Annotated in this window: 14 protein-coding genes; 6 read left to right on the top strand and 8 right to left on the bottom strand. The window is 43.0% G+C overall.

Annotation, left to right across the window (positions count from 1 at the left end):
* The first annotated feature begins 307 nt into the window (after positions 1-307).
* The 4 genes from ileS to PBT90_RS17635 all read left to right on the top strand — a co-directional run bounded on the left by ileS (position 308) and on the right by PBT90_RS17635 (position 9,008).
* Positions 308-3,685, top strand: coding sequence for an isoleucine--tRNA ligase (gene ileS / locus PBT90_RS17650; protein WP_264811484.1), 3,378 nt, complete (start codon positions 308-310; stop codon positions 3,683-3,685).
* A 13-nt stretch (positions 3,686-3,698) separates the two neighbouring features.
* A complete protein-coding gene (locus tag PBT90_RS17645) occupies positions 3,699-4,328 on the top strand; it encodes a lipoprotein signal peptidase (RefSeq protein ID WP_264807818.1) in 630 nt (209 codons plus the stop codon).
* A 219-nt stretch (positions 4,329-4,547) separates the two neighbouring features.
* On the top strand, positions 4,548-7,487 hold the full coding sequence (locus PBT90_RS17640) for a DEAD/DEAH box helicase (protein WP_270130402.1): 2,940 nt from the start codon (positions 4,548-4,550) through the stop codon (positions 7,485-7,487).
* Between the two features lie 174 nt (positions 7,488-7,661).
* Positions 7,662-9,008, top strand: coding sequence for a PhoH family protein (locus tag PBT90_RS17635; RefSeq protein ID WP_264807816.1), 1,347 nt, complete (start codon positions 7,662-7,664; stop codon positions 9,006-9,008).
* A 58-nt stretch (positions 9,009-9,066) separates the two neighbouring features.
* On the opposite strand, the gene PBT90_RS17630 is transcribed toward PBT90_RS17635, so the two are convergent.
* Positions 9,067-10,419: a hypothetical protein gene (locus PBT90_RS17630; protein ID WP_264807815.1), complete on the bottom strand. Its 1,353-nt coding sequence runs from the start codon at positions 10,417-10,419 to the stop codon at positions 9,067-9,069.
* 421 nt (positions 10,420-10,840) lie between these two features.
* Between PBT90_RS17630 and PBT90_RS17625 the strand changes: the two genes are divergently transcribed.
* Positions 10,841-11,071 (top strand): hypothetical protein, encoded by a 231-nt coding sequence (locus PBT90_RS17625; RefSeq protein ID WP_264807814.1) that lies wholly within the window; start codon positions 10,841-10,843, stop codon positions 11,069-11,071.
* A 91-nt stretch (positions 11,072-11,162) separates the two neighbouring features.
* Here PBT90_RS17625 and PBT90_RS17620 read toward each other — a convergent pair whose 3' ends face one another.
* The 7 genes from PBT90_RS17620 to PBT90_RS17590 form a co-directional block, all read right to left on the bottom strand.
* A complete protein-coding gene (locus tag PBT90_RS17620) occupies positions 11,163-11,918 on the bottom strand; it encodes a LytR/AlgR family response regulator transcription factor (protein ID WP_264807813.1) in 756 nt (251 codons plus the stop codon).
* A 122-nt stretch (positions 11,919-12,040) separates the two neighbouring features.
* Positions 12,041-12,775, bottom strand: a complete 735-nt coding sequence (locus tag PBT90_RS17615; protein WP_264807812.1) for a LytR/AlgR family response regulator transcription factor — start codon at positions 12,773-12,775, stop codon at positions 12,041-12,043.
* A 13-nt stretch (positions 12,776-12,788) separates the two neighbouring features.
* Positions 12,789-13,841, bottom strand: a complete 1,053-nt coding sequence (locus PBT90_RS17610) for a sensor histidine kinase (RefSeq protein WP_264811483.1) — start codon at positions 13,839-13,841, stop codon at positions 12,789-12,791.
* Positions 13,842-13,920: 79 nt separating this feature from the next.
* A complete protein-coding gene (gene uvrA / locus PBT90_RS17605; RefSeq protein ID WP_270130398.1) occupies positions 13,921-16,752 on the bottom strand; it encodes an excinuclease ABC subunit UvrA in 2,832 nt (943 codons plus the stop codon).
* A 179-nt stretch (positions 16,753-16,931) separates the two neighbouring features.
* Positions 16,932-17,876 carry a lytic transglycosylase domain-containing protein gene (locus PBT90_RS17600; protein WP_264807810.1) on the bottom strand — a complete coding sequence of 315 codons (945 nt, stop codon included), beginning with the start codon at positions 17,874-17,876 and terminating at the stop codon, positions 16,932-16,934.
* A 53-nt stretch (positions 17,877-17,929) separates the two neighbouring features.
* The gene (locus tag PBT90_RS17595) at positions 17,930-18,571 is read right to left on the bottom strand and encodes a hypothetical protein (protein ID WP_270130395.1); all 642 of its coding nucleotides are present in this window, start codon (positions 18,569-18,571) and stop codon (positions 17,930-17,932) included.
* Between the two features lie 229 nt (positions 18,572-18,800).
* Positions 18,801-19,523, bottom strand: a complete 723-nt coding sequence (locus PBT90_RS17590) for an LOG family protein (RefSeq protein WP_264807808.1) — start codon at positions 19,521-19,523, stop codon at positions 18,801-18,803.
* Positions 19,524-19,695: 172 nt separating this feature from the next.
* Between PBT90_RS17590 and PBT90_RS17585 the strand changes: the two genes are divergently transcribed.
* Positions 19,696-20,295, top strand: a complete 600-nt coding sequence (locus tag PBT90_RS17585; RefSeq protein WP_270130392.1) for a YkgJ family cysteine cluster protein — start codon at positions 19,696-19,698, stop codon at positions 20,293-20,295.
* Positions 20,296-20,355: the final 60 nt, after the last annotated feature.

Below are 20,355 nucleotides of genomic sequence, written 5' to 3'. Positions count from 1 at the left end.
AGATCCAAGAGCCTAGAACCAAGAGTCTAGAATCAAAAGGAATATAAGATTAGAAAATTGATTTCGGAAGACCTTTAAGTCCAGACAGGCATTTTTTCCAATTCACCCTCCCAAAAAGGGGGATTTCTCCTATCTTTGTGCCTGCTTTTGAGGAGGATGTTTCCTTGATTGCGTGAGGGATAGCAGCGGCATCCCGCAACCCGATGCAATCGGGGCGGGATATAGCGGATAGCCCGACCCCGGCTTTTTCAGACGGGGGCACGCCCAAAAATAAATTATCACCTACTTGCCCTTAAGAAAGGATACAGTGAAGACATATCAGGAATTTAAACAAGTGGATTATCCCGAAATCGGGGAATCTGTATTGAAGTACTGGAAAGAAAACCAGATTTTCGAGCAATCAGTAGCCAACCGTGAGGGTGCGGAGACATTTACTTTTTTCGAAGGCCCGCCTTCGGCAAATGGTACTCCGGGAATTCACCACGTGATGGCACGCGCAATTAAGGACGTTTTCTGTCGCTACAAAACGCTTCAAGGCTTCCAAGTGAAGCGTAAAGGCGGTTGGGATACTCATGGCTTGCCTGTGGAATTGCAGGTAGAGAAGGAATTGGGTATCACCAAGGAAGATATCGGGAAGAAAATCTCCGTAGAAGATTACAACCAAAAGTGCCGGGAGACGGTCATGCGATTCAAGGATCAGTGGGACGATATGACCGAGAAAATCGGCTATTGGGTGGATCTGGATGATCCCTACATCACATTTGAGCCTAAGTATATCGAGTCGGTTTGGAGCTTGCTAAAGAAGCTTTACGAAAAAGATCTCATTTACAAAGGCTATACCATTCAGCCTTATTCTCCGGCTGCTGGTACTGGATTAAGTTCACACGAACTGAATCAGCCAGGGACCTACAAGGACGTAAAAGACACTTCCATCACGGCTCAGTTCAAACTGAAAGGTCAGGAAAACACCTATATCCTTGCTTGGACGACTACGCCTTGGACTTTGCCTGCAAACTCAGCTTTGGCGATCGGTGAGAACTTGGATTATGTGAAAGTGAAAACTTTCAATCCATATACTTTCGATGCTTGCACAGTGATTTTGGCGAAAGCCAGAATGAACGCCTACCTGAATCCAAAAGCAGCTGAGCTGAAATTGGAGGATTACAACCGCGGCGACAAATTGATTCCTTTCGAAGTAATCGAGGAATTCAAAGGAAAGGATATGCTGGGTTGGGAATACGAGCAATTGTTCCCGATAGCTGGTTTGGCGCTTGCACACCCAGCTTTCACGGTCGTTTCTGGTGACTATGTGACTACCGAAGATGGTACGGGCATAGTCCACCTTGCGAAAGCATTTGGTGCGGATGACTTTAGAACTTTGGCACAAAATAATGTGCCTGGTGTCTTTGTCAAGGATGAGCAAGGAAAGGATCTTCCGATTGTGGATAAGCGAGGAAAGTTTATCACTATGGTAGGTGAATACCTGCTGGAAAAAGTAGCTGAACATGGCATAACTGCGCATAAAGAATATGGTGCGGATGATTTCTATGTGAAAAACTACACCGAGGATGATGAGAACGCGGCGGACTTTAAGAGCACCGACGTGATCATTTCTATCATCTTGAAAAATGAAAACAAGGCCTTCAAGGTCGAGAAATATGAGCACAGTTATCCACATTGCTGGAGAACTGACAAGCCGGTGCTTTACTATCCAATGGACAGCTGGTTTATCAAAACCACTGCGTACAAAGACCGCTTGGTAGAACTGAACAAAACCATCAACTGGAAGCCTGAGGCTACCGGAACGGGTAGGTTCGGCAATTGGCTTGAAAATCTAGTGGATTGGAACTTGAGCAGATCCCGATTCTGGGGCACTCCGCTTCCGATCTGGAGAACTGAGGATGGAAAAGAAGAGCGTTGTATAGGATCTATCGCTGAGCTTGAACAGGCGGTTGAGGAATCTATCGCAAAAGGCTTCATGGAAAAATCTCCATACGAAGGCAAGGAATTAGATCTTCACCGTCCGTATGTGGATGATGTGATTTTGGTTTCTGCTTCAGGAGAAAAAATGTTCCGTGAATCAGATTTGATCGATGTTTGGTTTGATTCTGGAGCCATGCCGTACGCGCAGTGGCATTATCCATTTGAAAACGAGGATATTTTCAACGCCAATTATCCGGCAGATTACATAGCGGAAGGTGTGGATCAGACTCGTGGCTGGTTCTTTACACTTCATGCGATTGCGGTGATGTTATTTGATAGCGTGGCTTTCAAAAACGTGATTGCAAACGGACTTGTGCTGGATAAAAACGGCAACAAAATGTCCAAGCGATTGGGCAATGCAGTTGATCCGTTCAAGACCTTAAAAGAATACGGCCCAGATGCTGTCCGCTGGTACATGCTAAGCAATGCCAATCCTTGGGATAATTTGAAATTCAATCTGGATGGTGTAACGGAGGTGCAGCGTCGCTTCTTTGGCACACTTCAGAATACCTATAATTTCTTCGCGCTTTATGCGAATCTGGATGCTTTCGTTTACGACAAATCCAAGGCAGTTCCAGTAAGCGAGCGTGCTGAACTAGATCAGTGGATCGTTTCCAAACTTCAGTCATTAATTTCTGAAGTCGAAGAAGCGATGGACAATTACGATGCAACCAAAGCAACCCGTGCGATCATGAGTTTCACCATAGATCAATTGTCAAATTGGTATGTGCGACTGGCGAGAAAGCGGTTCTGGAGAGGAGAAATGAATGCGGATAAACAAGCGGCGTATGAGACCTTGTACGAATGCTTGCTTTCTCTTTCTCAGTTGATGTCCTCTTTTGCGCCTTTCTATTCGGATTGGTTGTACCAAAACCTGACTGAATCAGGCGCTGAGGCAAAATCTTCCGTGCATTTGACGGATTGGGTGGATGCCGATGCAGCTTTGATTAACAAAGATCTGGAAGAAAGCATGGAGTTGGCTCAGACCATTTCCTCATTGGTTCATTCCCTTCGTAAGAAAGAGAAAATGAAAGTGCGTCAGCCTTTGCAGCGCATCTTGATTCCTATTTTGAAAGAAAAGACAAAAGCTCAGATCGAGCACTTGGCTGAATTGATCAAGTCCGAAGTGAACATCAAGGACATTGAATTCATCGACGATGCTTCCGGTATTTTGGTGAAAAATGTGAAGCCAAATCTTCCTGTTTTGGGTAAGAAATTGGGGCCAAAAATGCGTTTTGTGGTAGCGGCAATCAAAAGCTGGGGTCAATCCGAAATCGCTGAGATTGAGCGTGAAGGTAAAATCATGGTAGATTTGGACGGAGAAAGTCTGGAGTTACTTTTGGAAGAAGTATTGATCACGTCTCAGGATATTCCTGGCTGGTCTGTAGCTTCCGATTTGGGAGTGACTGTGGCACTTGACGTGACGCTTTCTGATGAATTGAAGCAGGAAGGCGTGGCTAGAGATTTGGTAAACCGTATCCAGAATCTAAGAAAAGACATGGGATTGGAAGTTCAGGATAAAGTGAACATCACTATTGCTGAAGATAATGAGTTGGTGAAAAATGCGGTTGAATCTTTTGGGGAATACATTCGTACGGAGGTACAAGCAATGGAACTGTTGTTGAGTGCAGAAGTGAAGGGCGGAACAGTCCTTGATATGGATGAGTTTGAACTGGCTATTTTGGTAGAAAAAGCCAAATAGCAAAATTTAGATAATGAATAAATACCTGAAATACTTTGGCATTGCTTTACTGGTAATCATCATAGACCAAGCGGTCAAAATGCTCGTGCACTTCGAAATGGATTTTGGTTCACCGGGGCAGATTCCTGTTTTCGGAGACTGGTTCAAACTGCACTATACGACGAACCCCGGAATGGCATTTGGGATGGAGCTGGGGTCAGATTATGGTAAGTTGCTTTTGACATCATTCCGCCTGGTGGCCATGGTAGGTATAGGCTATTACCTTTATCACATTATTGAGAAGAAACAGCCAGCACTTTATATAGTTTGTATTGCTATGATCCTGGGAGGTGCTATTGGCAACCTGATAGATTCTGTGTTTTACGGAGTGTGGCTAAATAATGCGCCTTATAATGCGAGTACGCCCTGGTTTCATGGGCAGGTAGTTGATATGTTTTATTTCGATATATGGGAAGGATACCTGCCGGACTGGATTCCACTTTGGGGAGGTAGCTATACTGCACTATGGCCTATATTTAATGTAGCCGATGCTTCTATTTTTGTGGGGGTAGCCATGATTCTGATCTTTCAGGGCAGGTTTTTTCCAGAAAAGAAAGTAGAATCAGAAAATCCTAAAACAGAGGAAGTGGATCAGGTTTCCTAAGAAACTTCTTGACTAGCTATCTTATAAGTCCTCTTAATCTAGTATTGATTTTGAGGACTTTTTGGGTTTTAAAGGAGATTGTTGGGGTAATTCATGACTTTGACAGCTATTTTTTGTAATTTTCAACTTACTTTTCCCTTTTTTGGGATGACTAACCCGGATTGATCCTCCTCTTGCTTAATCCCTTACCATTGGAGGTTCTTTCAATTTGATAATATTATGATAGTAGATTCTGATCAGCCCTTTCAGATAGTTTATTCTATTTATAGCCATGAGTTTTTAGGTCTCTTGCTAGAATCCTTTGTAGTGCAGTTAGATGATCAAGGGCGTTTATCCCTGGCCCACCAGAACATCAGTTCTGCCAATGCCTCCGAGTTTGATGCAGGATTGGATAAAAAAGACTATGAATTGATAAAAATCATGGATTCTATGAATCCAGAGGTGGTAGTAAAGCCTTTTATCAAAAGGGGAAATATCCGTCCCAAGGAGTATTTGCACAAAATTTTTGACCCAAAAACAGAAGATAAGAAGACCCAAGAGGCTTTAGAAGAGGTCTTGGAAAAGAAACGGTCCAAGGCAATGCCCTTGCTGATCGGCAAGCGACTTTTTGAAATGGGCAGCGATGGCAATCCTGTATGGAAGGAAATAACTGTCAATGCAGAGCGGGCCACTGTGCTGTTTCATTTTCATAAAAATGAAGACAATACCCATTATTGGCCATCAATCAAGTTCAAGGGAGAGAAATTAGACTGGCAGTATAAAAATGGATACTTCATTTGTAATGACCCAGGTTGGTTGATCGTAAATGACCAGCTATTTCATTTTGAGAAAGGCATAGATGGTAAAAAACTAAAGGCATTTCTGAAGAAGAAATTTATCGTAATAGATAAGCGGATAGAGCCTAGCTACTACCGAGGGTTTATGTCCAATTTGATTTCCCAGTTTGACGTCAAATCGATCGGTTTTGATATCAACATAGAGCGGGGTACGCCTGAGGTGTTCATGTATTTGAGCGAACTGCCGGGTGGCTCTGGCAAGAATCTTTTTGGGGAAGAAGGAGAGCGTCTAGAAGAAGACAAAATGGTGTTTGAGCTGAGGTTCAAATACGGTGAAAATGATTTTCCTGTGCAGGCTGTCAGTTCGGATCAGACAGGAAATACAGTGAGGCTAGAGGAGAAAGACGGTGAGTATACTTTTTATAAAACTATTCGCAGTACCCAAAAAGAAAAATCCTTCATCAAGATGCTGCGGGATCAGGGGTTGGATTTTAAAATTGGAAAAGAAGCCTTGCCGAAAACGCAGGCATTTGAATGGATCTCAGATCATGAGGACTTTTTGGATATAGAAGGGATCAAGATCAGGCAAAAGCCAAATCCGAAAGGTAAGGTTTACAACATAGGTAAGGCGCAGATTTCTATAGAAGTCAATGAGAATATTGACTGGTTTGACGTCAAAGCTGAGATCAGATTTGGGGTGTACCTCGTGCCTTTTGCCAAGCTTAGGAAGCTACTTCTTCAAGGTAAGTCTGAGTTCGAATTGCCCAATGGTGAAATAGCGGTAATTCCTGCTTCCTGGTTTGTGAACTACTCCGAGCTGTTCAATTTCATGGAGGACAGAGGGGATGATAATACCATGGTTTTGCGTAAGCACCACCTGGCTTTGGCTAGAGAGATGGAAGAGGGCAATCTGGTGCAGGTGACTTTGAGTAGAAAGCTGGAGCGCTTGAGAGACTTTGAGTCCATAGAAGAATATGCACTTCCAAGCAACTTTGAAGGAACGCTCAGACCGTACCAACATGCCGGGTATAACTGGCTGAGGTTTTTGAATGAGTTTAAGTTTGGGGGCTGTCTCGCAGATGACATGGGTTTGGGTAAAACGGTCCAAACCTTGGCTTTGCTGGCTCATGAGAAGGAGCAAAACCCAGGATTTACTTCTTTGCTGGTAATGCCTACTTCGCTTATTTATAACTGGGAGTTAGAAGCTAAAAAATTCACGCCTGAGCTGAAGATTCTCGTCTATTCCGGAACACAGCGAATCAAAGACCCCTGGAGATTTGGTGATTATGATCTAGTACTCACTTCATACGGCATTACCCGTTTGGACGTGGATGTGCTGAAGGAGTTCTTTTTCAATTACATCATTTTGGATGAATCCCAAGCGATCAAAAACCCAGGAAGTAATATCGCTTCTGCGGTGAATAAACTGAAGAGTAAGCAGAAACTGATATTGACCGGTACTCCGGTGGAGAATGGAACCATGGACCTTTGGTCCCAGATGAACTTTATCAACCCGGGGCTTTTGGGTAACCAGAATTCATTTAAGAAACAGTTTTTGCTGCCCATAGAGAAGCAAGGCGATAAGGACAAGGCAAGCAAACTACATGCGATGACCAAGCCTTTTATTCTGCGAAGGCTCAAATCCCAGGTGGCTACCGATCTTCCGGAAAAAATCACCAATGTGAAATTCTCGGCAATGACTGCTGCGCAGGAAGAAGTCTATGAGGAAGTGAAAGGGTATTATCGAGAGAAAATTATCTCCGATATGCAGAGTACCGGAAGGAATAACCAGCAATTCACCTTATTGCGCGGCTTGACACAGTTGCGACAAATAGCGAACCACCCCAAGATGGTTCGGGACGACTACGAAGGGGAATCCGGTAAGCTGGAAGATGTGACTTATATGCTTCATTCCACCATTTCTGAGGGCCACAAGGTCTTGGTATTTAGTCAGTTTGTCAGGCATTTGGCTATTGTGAAAGAATACCTGGACCAAGAGGGAATTCCATACGCCTATCTGGATGGTACCACAAAGGACAGACAGGAGCAAGTGGAGAAATTTCAGGAGGATGAGGAAATCAAAGTATTCCTGATCTCCCTAAAAGCTGGTGGAGTGGGACTGAACCTGACCAAGGCGGAATATGTCTTCCTCTTGGATCCCTGGTGGAATCCTGCCGTGGAAGCACAGGCGATCGATCGGGCTCATAGAATAGGTCAGCAAAATAAGGTGATCATTTATAAGTTTATCACCAGAGATTCGGTGGAAGAGAAGATCATGGCACTTCAGAATCGAAAATTGGCTTTGGCAGGTGAACTGATCAATACGGAAGAAAGCTTTATGAAAAGTCTGGATCAGGCAGATATAGCTGCACTACTGGAATAAGAAAAACCTAAAATCGGGCAGAATTCAATATTTTGCCCGATTTTTATTGACTTGACTGTCAATAGTATAGCGGATTGGACTGAGGATTTAACCTTAATTTATTATTGATTTTTTGATAATAGCGCGATTATTTTTCTAAATTAAATTCATACAGATCCACTATAAAACCTACGCATGCCTAAAGCCAAATCCGATAAAGATCGGAAAATCTTTGTGCTGGATACCTCGGTAATCCTATATGCACACAACTCCATAATGAACTTTGCCGAGCATGATGTGGTCATCCCGATCACGGTGCTAGAGGAACTTGATCAATTCAAGAAAGGCAATGACACCAAGAATTTTGAAGCTAGAGAATTCATACGCCTGCTGGACAAGCTGTCTCAGGATCATATGATCCATGAGTGGACACCACTCAATGGCAAAACCCGGGGTAATTTCAGGGTGCTGATGAATCCTGAAAATCAGATCAATGCCAATGAGATTTTTGGAGAGGAGAAAAATGATCATAAAATCCTGAACTGTGCCTTATATCTCAAGCAAAATGAGAAAGGCAGAAAGGTCATTCTAGTCAGTAAGGATATCAATCTGCGGCTGAAGGCCAAATCCCTGGACCTTTTGGCCGAGGATTACGAGACAGGTAAGATCAAAAACATCAATGAGCTGGAGAATACCGGGAAATACATTCTGGAGAATGTAAATCCTGAGCATATCAATACGCTTTATGATGTAGGGTATATCGAAGCAAAAGCAGTACTCGGAACCCGCAAGCGTAAATCAAATGCGTATTATATTCTCAAAAGTGATAAGAACTCGGTTTTGGCCTACTATAATTCTTTGGAAAATATAGTGGAGCGGGTGGATAAGAAATTGGCTTATAACATCAAGCCTAAAAATGCCGAACAGACTTTTGCGCTTCACGCTATCACCGATCCTAATATTAAGCTGGTATCGATTCAGGGTGTGGCTGGTACAGGGAAGACATTATTGGCACTAGCCGGAGCTTTGGAGCAAAGAAGAGAGTACAAGCAGATTTTCCTCGCGAGACCGATTGTGCCACTCAGCAACAAAGACATAGGTTACCTGCCGGGAGATATCAAGTCCAAGCTGAATCCATATATGGAGCCGCTTTGGGACAACTTGAAATTCATCCAAAATCAGTACAAAGAGACGGATAAGGAGTTTCAGAAGATTACAGAACTGGTGAACCAGGAGAAACTGGTGATTCAGCCTTTGGCTTATATCCGTGGGCGGTCGCTTTCAAATATTTTCTTTATCGTAGATGAAGCACAAAACCTGACCCCTCACGAGATCAAAACTATTATTTCCAGAGCTGGTGAAAACACCAAAATAGTATTCACCGGAGATGTGTTCCAGATCGATACACCGTATCTGGATTCCCAGTCAAATGGCTTGTCCTATTTGATTGATCGGGTAAAAGATCATCCCCTCTATGCGCATATCAAACTCGAGAAAGGTGAACGATCAGAGTTGGCGAATTTAGCGAACGAACTGTTGTAATAAATCCTTTACGGGCTAAAATCAAAAAGCTGTCTCTCAAGAGACAGCTTTTTGATTATCAGGGCTGAATTTTTTCCATAAAACTGAATTCCCAGCCACGCTGTGTGATAATCCCTTTATCACCAAAGTCATAGACCGCTAGATAATACGGACTAAAATCCGCATGAATCAAGGTTTCTTCACCGGTATTGAGGTCTACGCTATATAAACCATCTATTAAATAACTGTGGTTACTTTTATGGCTTTTATAATAAGTGAATTTGCCATCTGTAACTTTAAATTTATTAAACAGCTGTGCGTAACCCAAGTCAACTTCTTTGGTCTCGAAAAGTTTCTCACCTTCCTTATAGACAAAGATTTTGCTGTATGACAGTGCCTCCTCTCGAGGAAGGGTTTCCATATAAAATAAATAGCCATTTTCATCCTCGTAAAGAAAGTAGGCTTCTTCGTCTGTGTGTGGAATAGGATTTAAGCTTAAATCACTTGGCTCGATGAAGTAATCACCCAGAATCAATTGATCATAATTATACTCACGAACAAAATTTTGAATGTCGCCCAAACTCACATTTTCACCAGATTTAATATCTATAGCCTTTTGAGTATATATAGATGGCTCAGTCGCGTTAACTATCATTTTGCCTTCAATGATTCTGGAGACTCTTCCGTAACTCGATGAATAGTCCCCTATGATTGAGGATGTTTTCGTATGAATATCCATTTTTCTGAGAAAGGCTCTATCCGGGTGCTCTGGATCGTAGGATTCATCTGGTAGTCCAGTGAATATAAATTCATGATCAGATGCAGCACGAATCAAGTTTCCGTAAATCTCACTTTTAGAGAAATAAGTCTCTATAGATTGGCTTTTGAGATCAACTCTATGAATGCTAAACTCATTGCCACTGAAATCACTGACAAACAAATAGTCCCTGGAGGGGCTGAAATCGTAATCCGTCATACGGTCAAACTCCGCAATCTTTTGAAAGGTATAGGCTTCTGCAAAGACGTGATTGTATGCTGGTAATTCAAATGTATAACGGGTATTGGGAGTGTTGTAGTCCACAGCTTCCACCAGGAAATAATAGTTTTTCTCAGGATCGAATTGATGTGAAACACTGGCTGCCAACTTATCATGGGTATTGTATTCGGAAGTTGTAAATTCAGCCTGACTTAAAGTGTCCTCATCAGCCATCAGGAAAATAGTTTTGAACTGATAGCCATCAATTCTGTCGAATTGAAAGTTTACAATTTCACCTGACTTTGGGATGGTGTGAAAATTTAATTCATCATCCAGTCGCACATACTCCACAGGATCGGGATTGGGCGCAGGAGTGAATGGATCCTCTTGACAGGAGCTTAACAATAATGGAGCTAGTAGTACAAGAGCGATAAGTAAGCTGTTAAAATTTCGCATGATTTGTTAGTTGGTTAGGGGATTTTACGAAGATATAACTTTATGGTTGGGTTTAAAAGGAGATTAGTTTCATGGTTCGGAATATGTAGAAATTCTTTTGAATAAAATCCTGTTTTAGGATCTGCTTTCTCACTTAAAGAGTGAAATCCACCTAGTAGCTGACCTTATTATTTTTTTGGTCGGGAATAATTGTGTGCATCCATGTCAGGAAGTGAAATAAGCGCTTCCCCGATTTTGAAATACATATACTCCAAATGTGGTAAATACATGGTTTTTTGTCCGTCCTTGGCAGGAATATGTCCACTTACGTACAGTTAATTTTTATGAAAGCCCCTTAAAATGTATTTGGGAGGGGTTTTATACTTTGGGTCACTTTTTGGAATATAGCTGGTATAGAGATTAAACCAACTTATTTACTACCATGACTACCTCACTATTTTCCCAAAAAAATGTCTGTGCTGCTCTGGGCTTGGTAATGGCAATTACCATAGTCTTAAAAGCAAAAGAGGAGACAAAATTAGCACATCAAACTGCCCTTATTGAATATACTAAACCAACTAGCAATATCGGCAAAGTGATAGGGTCTAACGCTGATGAAGTGTTCGAACCTGAAAATACTGGAGATGCATCTGAAGCACTCCGAAACTTATAACGGGTGAAATCCCCTAAGAAAACCTGTAAGGGTTAATTTGGTTGATTGTTTGGTTAAGCTAAAGAGGCGGGTTTTTACCCGCCTTTTTGTTTTAGCTTTCTGTAATAGTATTGAGCTTTGCCAGGAAGCTGTTGTAGTATTGTCTTCCTACTTGTACTATCGCTCCTGAGTGAAGGGTGATTTCTTTGGTGTTGAAGCTTTCGATCTGTCCCAGGTGCACGATGTAGGATTTTTGTACACGGAGAAAAAACTGGGATGGCAGGATTTCTTCTATTTCTTTCATGGACTTTCTGATGCTATATTCCCTGTTTTTGGTAGAGATAGTCACCATATTGCCATTAGCCTCTACGTAGTAAATATCCTCGTAGGGTACTCTTTCAAAGGCATTGTCTGCCTTAATAAACACGGAGTCTGCTACTAAATATGGACTCTCGCTGGGGCTTTTGCTGGAAGGAGCATCTGTGCTTGGCTTGGTTCTTTTGTTATAAAGGACGATTTCGACGATAGCATGGATATCATTGGTGTTAAATGGCTTCACGATGAATCCGGCAGGATTGATTCGCTTTGCCCGCTCTATGATGGTGGGGTCGGAATAGGAGGTCACGTAAACGAGTGGGGCTTCCACCATTTGTTTTACAATTTCTCCAAGTTCAATCCCATCTTTGTCCCCTTTTAGTTTGATATCCATAAATATCAAATCAGGTCGTGACTTTTTGATCACTTTGATGCACTGATTGGCTGAGTTTGCAATGTCTATATTGACATAGCCCAGGAGCTCTAGGATTTCCTGGATATTCTCTGCGATGCTGATATCGTCTTCGACGATTAAAATCCGCTCTTCTTTCATAAGTAGCTGACAGATACTGCGTTTTTGTAATGAGAAGTGAACAAAATGGTATGTGAAAACCATTTATCCACTATTTACATAATTAAAGCAAAGAAATCAAATGCTTTTTTATATATGTAAACTTAAAGACTCATCATTTCTTTGAATCGCGCAGCCTGTCTACGGCTGACTTCTATCCTGTCTCCACCTCTCAAGGTCACTACTAATCCACCATTGAACCAAGGTTCTATTCCTTCTACCCAGCCGAGATTGATGATGTGTTTTCTGCTGGCCCGGAAGAATGATTTTTCGTCCAGTCTTTCATCCAGTGCATTCAATGACTTGTGGATCATTGGTTTAAAATTGTCAAAATAGACCTTGATGTAATTTCCGTCTGATTCAAAAAGCCGCACATTGGATAGTCTCACAAACCAACAGCGATCTCCATCTTTCACAAAGACCTGATCTTCTAAGGTGAGTTTCTTTTGGTTTGATGAGCTTTGGGCTTCCTCAGACTTGGTAAATCCATCTATTTTGCTCTGCAGTTTGGTAATGGCCTCTTCCAGCCTTTTGGGTTCTATAGGCTTCAGCAGGTAATCCAGCGCATTTACCTGGAATGCCTTGAGCGCGTATTCATCATACGCGGTGGTGAATATGACGTGGGGTACATTTTCTAACTCTTCCAATAGCTCAAAGCCGGTTTTTTCAGGCATTTGTATATCCAGAAAAATCACATCAGGATTGAGTTGAGTTATTTTTTCTTTCGCATCTTCTACATTGACAGCCTCACCGACTACCTCTACACTTTCCAGCTGATTTAATAGATTGATTAATTCTTTTCTCGCTAATCTTTCATCATCAATTACTATGGCTCGCATTCTTCTGGGGTTTTTATTCGAATGTAATTTTTTGCTTCGGGATTTTTATCTCCGTGATTACGAATTGGTTTCCGGAGTTGAAGATACGCAAGCTTGCCTTATCTCCATATATTAACTTCAGTCTTTGTACGGTATTGCTGAGACCATGGCCTTGCTCACCACTTGATTTGAGGGAAGGAGGATGGGTCAAATGTCCACTGTTTTTGACCTGAATATACAAATCATCGGCAAGTCCCTCTCGGCATTTGATCTCTATGACACCACCTTTTACTAGGTTGGAAACGCCATGTTTGATGCCGTTTTCTACTATGGTCTGTATCATCATGGGCGGGATCTTGTAGTTGTAAGCTTCATCTTCTATGTGGTAAACCACCTTCAGGCGTTCTTCGAAACGTATGGATTCCAGCTCCAGGTAATCTCTGACCGTATTGAGCTCTTCCCCAAACTCAATGGTTTGTTTTTTGTCCATCATCAGCGAAAAGCGCAGCATGTTCGAAATCCGGGTAATGGCTGATTTGGCTTTGATGGGGTCTTCATCTACCAAGGCCCGCACACTGTTCAGGGCATTGAAAATGAAGTGTGGATTCAGCTGGCTTTTGAGGTGATTTAATCTGATTTCGTTGATTTTGGCTTCGTACTTCAGGGTGGAATTATAGTTGTCTAGGAAGTGAACCAGAAAATAGACCAAAAACCACAGCGCAAAAACCAAGATGGCCAGGATCAGGTTTGCGAGAATCACCAATACCTTAAAATCCTCCTCAGGATTCAGGGTACCAAAAGCAATATTGATCAGTATTTGCGCAACTACATTTGCAAAACCCAAGGCAATAATAGCCAAGAAGGACTGGAAGAGCAGTTGGGGGATACTTAACTTAAACCAATTATAGGTTTTGACTATATACCTTAGAAAATGGGAAGAAATCAGATTGGTAGCGGCCAATACTATGAATGCCCAAACCTGCACTGAGGCGATTTCCCCTGTAAGTGATGCTAAGAATATAATGACAAAGGCAAAGCCACCCCACCCCACGATCTGCAGCAACCAATATAGTTTTGCTCTATTCATAATCCCCAAAGATAAATATCCCATGCCTTAGCTCATTTTTAATTTGATAAATGGAGCTAAGCTTTGATTTGAGTCTTTTTCAGGGGTTTAACTCCAGTTTGAGGAATTTACCGGTATAGCTCTCTGGTGTAGCAGCTACCTTTTCCGGAGTGCCCTGAACCATGATACTGCCTCCTTTGTCTCCTCCTTCGGGGCCTAGATCTACGATGTAATCGGCCATTTTGATCACATCCATATTATGTTCAATGATCAGGACAGTGTTTCCTTTTTCTACCAGGCCTTTCACGACCAGCATCAGTAATTCAATGTCCTGGAAATGCAATCCAGTGGTGGGTTCGTCGAGGATATAAAAGGTCTTGCCGGTGTCTTTTTTGGATAGTTCTGTGGCTAATTTTACCCGCTGAGCCTCTCCTCCTGAGAGCGTGGTGGCATGCTGCCCCAGGGTGATATATCCTAGACCTACTTCATTCAGGGTTTTGATCTTTCTCAAAATCTTAGGCTGTTTATCGAAAAATGCTACAGCCTGCTCCACTGTCATGTCCAGTACATCTGAAATCGACTTGCCCTTGAACCGGATTTCCAGGGTTTCTCTGTTGTATCGTTTGCCTTTGCAGGTCTCGCAGGGAACGTGTACATCTGGCAGAAAATCCATCTCAATCAGCTTCATTCCGGCCCCCTCGCAGTCTTCACATCGACCTCCTTTCACGTTGAAGGAAAATCGTCCGGGCTTATAACCTCTGATTTTGGCTTCAGGGAGCTCAGTAAATAGGGCTCTGATATCTGAGAATACTCCCGTGTATGTAGCTGGATTTGATCTAGGTGTCCGTCCGATTGGAGATTGGTCCACTTCGATCACCTTGTCCAGATGCTCCAGTCCTGCCACCTTTTTATAGGGCATAGGAGATTTTTTGGACTTGTAGATGTGCTGGTTGAGAATGGGATAGAGTGTCTCATGGATCAGGGTGCTTTTACCACTACCGGAAACCCCCGTGATACAAATCAAGGCGCCCAGGGGTAGCTTTAAATCTACGTTTTTGAGGTTATTGCCACTGGCTCCTTTTATTTCCAGGTAATTACCACTGCCTTTTTGCCTATCTTTTGGTACAGGCAATCCTATTTTTCCGGCCAGGTATTTTGCTGTGATTCCTGATGATTGGAGTATTTCTTCTGGTGTACCGGCAGCCACGATATTTCCCCCGTGCCGTCCGGCTCCAGGTCCCATGTCCAGGACATAGTCTGACTCTAGCATCATGTCTTTGTCGTGCTCCACCACCAGAACTGAGTTGCCTAGATCACGCAAGCTTTGCAAGGCTTGGATCAATTTGACATTATCCCGCTGGTGAAGTCCTATACTTGGTTCATCCAAAATATAGAGTACGCCCACCAGCTGAGTGCCGATCTGTGTAGCCAGTCTGATACGCTGAGCTTCACCTCCTGAAAGTGTGCGAAGCGGGCGGTTTAAGGAAAGGTAATCCAGGCCTATGTTGAGCAAAAAACCGATTCGTTTTCGGATTTCTTTGAGCACTTCTGCAGCGATGGTATTTTGCTTATCGGAAAGTCTGCTTTCTAAACCTTCAAACCACTTTCCTAAACTCCCAATATCCATCACTGCCAATTGGCCGATGTGTTTCTCGTCTATTTTGATGTGTAGGGCTTCCTTTTTTAAGCGATAGCCATCACAGTCTGGACAGGTTTGAGTAATGGTAAACTCGCTGACCCAATCTTGGATTTTGTCCGAACTCCCCTCTTGGTATTTCTTCAGGAAATTGATGATTCCTTCGAAAGTGGTATGCCATTTGGTCCCGGGGTGTTTTACTGAGTCCACCGCTACTTCTACCTTATCACCATGGAGCAAAATATCCACTACATGCTCCGGCAGATTCTTGATAGGAGTACTGATGCTGCATTTGTAATGCTTCAGAATGGCCTCGATTTTTTTGAAAATCCAGATGTCTCTATAATCCCCCAAAGGAGCTATTCCTCCACGCGTGATACTCAGCGAGGCATCTGGGATAATGCTTTCCCGGGTGATTTCTTCGGTTATGCCCAGGCCGTTGCAAGTGGGGCAAGCACCGTAAGGGCTATTGAAAGAAAAGGTATTGGGAGCAGGTTCATCATAGGAAAGGCCAGTTTCCGGATCCATCAGGTATTTGGAAAAATGATGGATTTCACCGGATTCTTCTCGGATCATAATGACACCTTTGCCATGCTGAAGTGCTGATTTCAGGGATTGAGTGATACGGAAGCGGTCTGCTTCCTCGGCTATGATCCGGTCGATAACAATCTCAATATCGTGGATTTTGTATCGGTCCACCTGCATTTTTGGCACCAGGTCCATCACCACTCCATCTATACGGACTTTGGAAAAACCCATCTTTCTGACCTGCTCGAAGAGCTCACGGTAGTGTCCTTTCCTGCCTTTCACCACAGGAGCTAGGATGTACAGTTTTTTGCCGGAAAAATTGCTGAACAGCTGTTCTATTATTTGATCTTCCGTCTGTCTCACCATCTTTTGCCCGGTGTGGTAAGAGTAAGCTTCGCCCGCTCTGGCAAAAAGCAGTCTCATAAAATCATAGATCTCAGTAACTGTGCCCACCGTGGATCTTGGGTTTTTGGAGGTGGTTTTTTGCTCTATGGCTATCACCGGGGAAAGCCCATTAATCTTGTCCACATCAGGCCGCTCCATTCCTCCCAAAAATGATCTCGCGTAGGCGGAGAAAGATTCCATGTAGCGTCTCTGCCCTTCTGCATAGATGGTGTCAAAAGCCAGCGAGCTTTTACCACTTCCACTGAGGCCTGTCACCACCACGAGTTTGTTTCGGGGGATCTTCAGATCTAGGTTATTGAGATTGTGCTCTCGGGCACCGAATATTTCTATAAATTCTTCCTGTGTAGAAGTAGTTTGACTCATAAATAGCTTGGCAAATACAATCGGCGAAGGTACAAAATTTCGAGGGTAAGCAGAAGCCGAGTAGAAAGATGATAACCCAAAGATGAGCGAGTTGGTTTGAAAAGACTTAGGTTTTTTCAGCGACTCAGTTCTGACCCCATTTCCTGGGGAGAAATAGGTCTTTTTACATGCCTTGGTGATTATTCAGGAAGCTGGATTTGGTAGGATTTTCCACGCCTCACATTGAGGTCTTTGTCACGAAGCCAGGGATTGTACAGCTTCAGTTCCTTGTAGGTACTGCCTTGATCTTTGGCCCAGGCAGCTAGATTATTGATGTCAGAATCCACCTTTACGGTGCGGAAAGTAGGATTTTGGTAATAGTCTGATGGTCGCAAATGGAATCCGAAATCACCGGGGTTTTCAAATATTACCTTAAAGGCTAAAATTCGAAAAAGGTAACGGCTGGTTTCCTCGTTCAGGTATAAGTCGTAATAGTCATGAGCAAACTGATCTCTTTGCCTGCGCTCAAAACCGGCCTGACCAATATTGTAACTAGCTGCCACTGCTGTCCAGTCACCAAATCTGCGGTGGGCTTTATTCAGGTATTTAGTAGCTGCAGTAGTTGATTTTGCCAAATGATAACGCTCATCCACATCCCTTGAAACTTCCAGTCCATAATCTTTTGCAGTACCTTCCATGATCTGCCAAAATCCTCTGGCACCTGCCGGGGAGGTCACATTCATTAGCGCTGATTCGGCCATAGCTAAGTACTTGAAATCCTCCGGAACCTGGTTTTCGGCCAAGATCGCTTCTATTTGGGGAAGATACTTGGAGGACCTCTTCATCAAGAGAATCATGTTGGATTGCCAATAAGCATTTACATAGATTTCCCGCTCCAGGCGTTCTTTTACATCTGGCACATCCAAGGGGACTTTTTCACCTGCAAAAGTAAGTTCCTCCGGTAGGTCGAAAAGCCTTAGGGAATCATCCTTACCAGGATTTGGCATGGTCTTCAGTAAGGCTACATCTGCAGTTTCAGGCAGGCTTTGCTCTGCGGTTTCAGGGCTTTTCCACAGCGCATAGGCTGACATTCCTAGTGCGACAAATACCAAAAAATAGAGAAGTGCCTGTGAAGACTTTTGCATGAGGGGCTTTTTTGTTCGTCTGATTTATAGGCCAAATTTAGCAACTTATAGAGCTAGAATCTAAACCAAGGATATTTGTCATGAATAAAGTCCAATGCTCTGGGTAACCCATCACCTGGAATGGTACCTAATGCCGGTTCTAGTGAGGGGTTGGAAGGATAGGAACTTCCATCAAATTTGATAATTCTATATTCTCCGTCGCTTCTGATGAATAGGTCATTCCAGCCATTCGTTTTGTTTTTATCGATTACTACTGGGTAATCAGACACCGTAAAAGTTGTGATTATTTTTCCTTCATGATCCATCACAAACTGGGTACATCCTCCAGAACCACAAAAGTACGGTCCGACTAGTCCAACTAAAATCTCATTGGTCCCATCTGCATTTAAGTCATACTCAAATTGGACGAATTTCCTTGCCTCTTTTTCCAGGATGTTTTTTTCAATGTCCGCTTTAAATTTCCGTTGGAGACTTTCTTTTACGATTGCCGCCGTTGCCATTGAGCTAGAAGGTAAAAGGTATTCCTCCGCGGCTATGTCATCTGTAGGGTCTGGATCTTCCTTTGCAGGCGGATTTTCCGTCGCTAAAGCCTCGGCTCTTTCCGGTTCATCTGTCTTTATTTTGTCACCACTATTTGCTTTTGGATTGCAGGCAAAGAAGATAAAAAGACTGAGTAATAAAGCGCATGTTTTCATGTGTTTATAATTTGATTTTTATTCGTCACAACCTGTCCCGTGACGAAGGAAACGGGATGGAATCTTCGCATGAATTATAATCATCCCTCTGTGTGTCGCTTCGGGTCATGCTTGATTTCATCTGATTAAAATTTAGCTTTCAATAGTTATAACCTTTCCCGACCTGTTTTGTAGCCTGATGGATTCTACCAGCTGGAGGCTTTAGATCCCTGTGTTCTAAAAGAAAAGACTAGAAGTTAGGACTAAGTAAATACTTGCTGTAAAAGTCGTCTATGACCTTGACTGCCTCAGTAGCAGTATCTACTACGGAAAATAAGGATAAATCCTCCTCATTGATATATTGATGGCTCAGCAGTGTAGATCTAATCCAGTCTACTAAACCCGACCAATAGTCCTTGCCCACCAGGACGATGGGGAATTTGCCTATTTTGCCGGTTTGGATGAGTGTAAGTGCTTCAAAAAGTTCGTCCATGGTACCGAACCCTCCAGGCAAGACTACAAATCCCTGGGAGTATTTGACAAACATGACTTTTCTGACATAGAAGTAATCGAAGGTCAGTAGCTTGTCGCGGTCGATATAGATATTGTTAAACTGTTCGAAGGGTAGGACTATATTTAAACCCACTGATTTTCCTCCCTCTGAGTGGGCTCCTTTATTTCCAGCTTCCATGATTCCGGGGCCACCACCTGTGATTACACCGTAACCATGCCTGACCAGTTTGGCGGCGATTTCCTCCGCTGTTTTGTAGTGCTCGTGATCTCGCTTGGTTCTGGCCGATCCAAAAATGGACACACAGGGGCCAATTTTGGCCAGTTTTTCAAAGCCTTCCACAAACTCAGACATGATTTTAAAAATTGCCCAAGAGTCATCACTTTTGATTTCGCTCCAATCCCTATCCTTAAATGCCTGAAGGATTTTATCCTCGGCACTTTTATCTTCAATATTGCTCATAAGCTTTTGTTGTTTATTCTAAGAAAACGATCTCTGATTGTAATTGGACACAGATTAGCCCAAAATCCGAATGCTGAGATCGCAATGCACTGAAGCTCAATGTAAAAAAAATATTTGCAAAGGGCATCAAATGGAGTAGACTGGCGTACTTTTGCGGACTATAATTCATACGATGGATCTTGCAGCAAAATCTCGGGCTACACTGGAAATATTCGGAGAGCTTGAGTCAGAGACAAAACAGTTTGTCACTGAGAGCGGTTTAGCTTGTGTTACTGGATGTGGCTTTTGCTGCGCCAATCCCAAAGTACCAGCTAATCCTTTGGAGTTTCTTCCTTTGGCTTTTGACCTTCAGCAAAAAGGTCTGGCTGAAGCTACTTTAGCGGAAATTGAGCAGTTGGAAGAGGGTGCTTCCTGCGTGGTCTATAGGCCTACTTCTTTGGACGGGGCAAAGGGTTTTTGTGGCAATCACAGCAAAAGGGGATTGATCTGTAGATTGTTTTCCGCTTCTGCCAGAAGAACCAAATACGGCAAAAAAGACCTCATTATCTGCAAGGTGCTCAAATCAGAGAAATCAGATGCGTTTTTAAGTACGACCAAGCGAATTAATTCTGATATGGCTATTCCGCTTGCTACGGCTTATTACTCCCGATTAGAGGAGATAGATCAGTCACTTTGCCAGCAATTCACTATTAATGAGGCCATTGCCTTTGCATTGGAACTGGTTTTGCGCTATACCTTCTATCTGGAGCAGGAAGATGAGCTGATTGCTTGATTTTTTTGCTTTTATCAATTCGAGTATATTGTGGAGTATTAAATGGGGTAAACACCTTTC

This window comes from Algoriphagus sp. TR-M9, assembly GCF_027594545.1.
Classification (GTDB): domain Bacteria; phylum Bacteroidota; class Bacteroidia; order Cytophagales; family Cyclobacteriaceae; genus Algoriphagus; species Algoriphagus halophytocola.
This window is presented reverse-complemented; position numbering and strand designations above follow the sequence as displayed.

Excerpts from the sequence above, each read along its gene's own strand:
- PBT90_RS17645 (WP_264807818.1), top strand. The coding sequence starts at position 3,699 with ATGAATAAATACCTGAAATACTTTGGCATTGCTTTACTGGTAATCATC.
- PBT90_RS17640 (WP_270130402.1), top strand. The coding sequence starts at position 4,548 with ATGATAGTAGATTCTGATCAGCCCTTTCAGATAGTTTATTCTATTTAT.
- PBT90_RS17635 (WP_264807816.1), top strand. The coding sequence starts at position 7,662 with ATGCCTAAAGCCAAATCCGATAAAGATCGGAAAATCTTTGTGCTGGAT.
- PBT90_RS17630 (WP_264807815.1), bottom strand. The coding sequence starts at position 10,419 with ATGCGAAATTTTAACAGCTTACTTATCGCTCTTGTACTACTAGCTCCA.
- PBT90_RS17625 (WP_264807814.1), top strand. The coding sequence starts at position 10,841 with ATGACTACCTCACTATTTTCCCAAAAAAATGTCTGTGCTGCTCTGGGC.
- PBT90_RS17620 (WP_264807813.1), bottom strand. The coding sequence starts at position 11,918 with ATGAAAGAAGAGCGGATTTTAATCGTCGAAGACGATATCAGCATCGCA.
- PBT90_RS17615 (WP_264807812.1), bottom strand. The coding sequence starts at position 12,775 with ATGCGAGCCATAGTAATTGATGATGAAAGATTAGCGAGAAAAGAATTA.
- PBT90_RS17610 (WP_264811483.1), bottom strand. The coding sequence starts at position 13,841 with ATGAATAGAGCAAAACTATATTGGTTGCTGCAGATCGTGGGGTGGGGT.
- uvrA (WP_270130398.1), bottom strand. The coding sequence starts at position 16,752 with ATGAGTCAAACTACTTCTACACAGGAAGAATTTATAGAAATATTCGGT.
- PBT90_RS17600 (WP_264807810.1), bottom strand. The coding sequence starts at position 17,876 with ATGCAAAAGTCTTCACAGGCACTTCTCTATTTTTTGGTATTTGTCGCA.
- PBT90_RS17595 (WP_270130395.1), bottom strand. The coding sequence starts at position 18,571 with ATGAAAACATGCGCTTTATTACTCAGTCTTTTTATCTTCTTTGCCTGC.
- PBT90_RS17590 (WP_264807808.1), bottom strand. The coding sequence starts at position 19,523 with ATGAGCAATATTGAAGATAAAAGTGCCGAGGATAAAATCCTTCAGGCA.
- PBT90_RS17585 (WP_270130392.1), top strand. The coding sequence starts at position 19,696 with ATGGATCTTGCAGCAAAATCTCGGGCTACACTGGAAATATTCGGAGAG.